At 66.0% G+C, this 3491-nt stretch carries 4 protein-coding genes; all 4 read left to right on the top strand.

Translation table 11 applies throughout. The features are described 5' to 3' along the window. Positions 1 to 531, top strand: a 531-nt coding sequence (locus tag VDP82_RS15815) for an ABC transporter permease (RefSeq protein ID WP_323015789.1), incomplete at its 5' end; no start/stop codon positions are given. Next, positions 528 to 1346, top strand: coding sequence for a sulfate ABC transporter permease subunit CysW (cysW, locus tag VDP82_RS15810; protein ID WP_323015788.1), 819 nt, complete (start codon positions 528 to 530; stop codon positions 1344 to 1346). The genes VDP82_RS15815 and cysW, both read left to right, overlap by 4 nt. A gap of 108 nt (positions 1347 to 1454) precedes the next feature. Then, on the top strand, positions 1455 to 3224 hold the full coding sequence (locus VDP82_RS15805) for an SLC13 family permease (protein ID WP_323015787.1): 1770 nt from the start codon (positions 1455 to 1457) through the stop codon (positions 3222 to 3224). A gap of 47 nt (positions 3225 to 3271) precedes the next feature. Continuing rightward, the coding region (locus VDP82_RS15800) for a dihydropteroate synthase (protein WP_323015786.1) at positions 3272 to 3491 on the top strand (220 nt) is incomplete at its 3' end.

The following is a 3491-nucleotide window of genomic DNA, read 5'->3' as shown; positions in this document are numbered from 1 at the left end:
TTTGCGCTGCCCACGGCCGTGGCCGGGCTGGTGCTGGTGACGCTGTTTTCCAATAGCGGCTGGTACGGACAGTTTCTCGAACCCAACGGCATTGCCGTCAACTACACCCAGGCCGGCATCGTCATGGCGATGATCTTCACCTCCATTCCCTTCGTCGTGCGCGCCGTGCAGCCGGTTCTGGAGGAGCTGGAGGGCGATCTGGAGGAAGCCGCGCGCACACTGGGCGCCACCGGGCAGCAGGTCTTCTCCCGCGTCATCTGGCCCACCATCCTGCCCGCCTTCATCTCCGGCTGCGTGCTCTCCTTTGCCCGCTCGCTGGGCGAATTCGGCGCCGTGGTGTTCATTGCCGGCAATCTTCCCGGCATTACCGAAGTGGTGTCGCTGCTGATCTTCATCCGGCTGGACGAATATAATTACGAGGGCGCGGCGGCGCTGGCCTTCGTGCTGCTGCTCGCCGCCTTCATCACCCTCATCCTCACCAATCTGCTACAGGCCTGGCAGGCGCGCTACGCCGAAAGGAGCCGGGGATGACCGCCCTTTCCGCCCAGAAACGCAGCGGCGCCGAAACGCTGCTCATCGCCCTGGCCTTCCTGTTTTCGGCGGCGCTGCTGGTGGTTCCCCTGGCGCTGATCTTCGCCTTTGCCTTCCGCGAGGGGCTGGGCGTCTATCTGGCCAATATCACCGAGCCCAACACGCTCCACTCCATCGGCCTCACCGTGCTGACGGCGCTGATCGTGGTGCCGGTCAATATCGTGGTGGGGGTGTGCCTGGCCTGGCTGGTGACGCGCTTCCGCTTCCCCGGCCGGCATCTGCTCATCACCATCATCGAGCTTCCGGCCGCCGTCAGCCCCATCGTCGCCGGCACGGTCTATCTGTTCCTCTATGGCGGCCAGGGCCTGCTCGGCCCGCTTTTGCAGGGCGCGGGCATAAAGCTGATGTTCACCGTCACCGCCATCGTGCTGGTGAGCCTGTTCGTCACCGCTCCCTATGTGGCGCGCGAATTGATCCCGCTGATGCGCCAGCAGGGCACAGAGGACGAGGAGGCCGCGCTGTCGCTGGGCGCCAATGGCTGGCAGATGTTCTGGCACGTGACGCTGCCCAATATCCGCTGGGCCATCCTCTATGGCGCCATTCTCACCAATGCCCGCGTCATGGGCGAATTTGGCGCCGTCTCGGTGGTGTCGGGCAGCATTCGCGGCCAGACCAACACCCTGCCCTTGCAGATCAGCCAGCTTTTCAACGATTTCAACGTCACCGGCGCCTTCGCCGCCTCCACCACGCTGGCGCTGATGGCCGTGCTCACCCTGGTGCTGAAATCGACGCTGGAAGGGCGCTTCTGGCGCTGAATCCGGCCCGGCCCCTGTCGCGAAATGGGTGTGGGCATTGATAATTTTGCATCTTGCCACCATCGGACCATTCGGGTCATCTGGCCCAAGACCCGCATGGACGCATGGATGACCCTGCCCCAGATTTTCGCCTTTTCGGTGATCGGCGTCATGATGGTGGCCTTCATGTGGGGCCGCTGGCGCTACGATGTCATAGCCGCCTGCGCGCTGCTGGCCGCCCTGTTGCTGGGGGTGGTCGAGCCCGGTCAGGCCTTTACCGGCTTTTCCGACGATATCGTCATCATCGTCGCCAGCGCGTTGGTGGTGAGCGCCGCCGTATCCCATTCGGGCATCATGGAAATCGCCGTGCGGCGCTTCGCCCCCAATATCAGCACGCCACGGGCGCAATTGCTGCTGCTGGTGGCGGTAGTGACCGTGCTCAGCGCCTTCGTCAAGAATATCGGCGCGCTGGCCATCATGATGCCGATCGCCTTCCAGATGGCGCGGCGGTCGGGCGTTTCACCCTCGATGTTCCTCATGCCCATGTCGTTCGGTTCGCTCTTGGGCGGGCTGATGACGCAGATCGGCACCTCGCCCAATATCATCGTTTCGCGGGTGCGCGAGGAAATGGTGGGCCAGCCCTTCACCATGTTCGACTACACCCCGGTGGGGCTGGTGCTCTCGGTGCTGGGCGTCGGGTTCCTGGCGTTTTTCTATTGGCTGCTGCCCGAGCGCAAGCGCGCCTCCTCGGGCCTCGAAAGCGCCGTGGACATCAAGAACTACACCACCGAGGCCCGCGTCACCGACGATTCCCCGGCCATCGACAAGACCATCGCCGCCATCCATGCCGCCGCCGACGGGCAGGCCATGGTCACGCGCATCCTGGGCGCCAACGGCGCCACCCGCACCCCCCTGCCCGACGCCAAGCTGCGCGCCGGCGACATCCTGCTGGTCCAGGGCGATCCCGAAGCGCTCGACAAGATGGTGTCCAATGCCGGGCTGGTCTTCTCCGAGCGCCGGGGCGCGGCGACGCGCGATGCGTCCAGCTTCGGCGTCATCGAAGCGGTGATCGGCACCAATTCGGGCCTGATCGGGGCCACGGCGCGCGAATTGAGCCTGTTCGACCGCACCGGGCTCAACCTGCTGGCCATCAGCCGGGGCGATGAGCGCTTTACCAATCGGCTGGGCCAGATCCGCTTCAAGGATGGCGACGTAATCCTTTTGCAGGGCCATTTGCGGCGCCTGCCCGAGCTGTTGCGCGAATGGGACTGCCTGCCGCTGATCGAGCGCGGCCTGAAGCTGGGCAGCGTGCGCAACGGCCTGGTGCCGCTCGCCATTTTGCTGGTCGCCATGGCCGCCACGGCGCTGGGCCTGCTGCCCGTCGCGCCGGCCTTCTTCATGGCGGCGGTGGCCATGGTGCTGACCCGCTCGGTGCCGCTGCGCTCGCTCTACAGCCATCTCGATGCGCCCATCCTGCTGATGCTGGCCTGCCTCATCCCGGTGTCCGAATCGCTGCGCTCCACCGGCGGCACCGAGGTCATCGCCAGTTTCCTGTCCAGCACCGCCGCCGGCCTGCCCGGCTGGGGCGCGCTGGCGCTGATCATGCTGGCCGCCATGGCGGTGACGCCCTTTCTCAACAATGCCGCCACCGTGCTGGTCATGGCCCCCATCGCCGCCACCTTCGCCACCTCGCTGGGCTACGCGCCGGAAGCCTTTCTCATGGCCGTGGCCATCGGCGCCGGCTGCGACTTCCTCACCCCGATCGGGCACCAGTGCAACACGCTGGTCATGGGCCCCGGCGGCTATAAATTCGGCGATTACTGGCGGCTGGGCGCGCCACTTTCCGTATTGGTGGTGCTTGTCGGCGTGCCCCTGCTGATGATCGTCTGGCCATTTTGAGCGCAAGGGGCTTGCGCCAGCCCATCGACGCGGTAAAGCAATTGCCCATGCACACGACCCACACCATCGCCCTGCCCGGCCGCCCGCCACTTGAGCTGGGGCAAAAGGCGCTGGTCATGGGCATTCTCAACGTGACCCCCGACAGCTTCTCCGATGGCGGCGCCCATCACCGGCTCGCCGCCGCGCTGGCCCATGCCCGCCAGATGGGGGCGGAAGGCGCCGACATCATCGATATCGGCGGCGAAAGCACCCGCCCCGGCGCCACCC

The sequence above is a fragment of the Devosia sp. genome (assembly GCF_034675085.1).
Lineage (GTDB): Bacteria > Pseudomonadota > Alphaproteobacteria > Rhizobiales > Devosiaceae > Devosia.
Note: the sequence above shows the minus strand (reverse complement) of the source record. Positions and strands in the feature narration are given on the sequence as shown.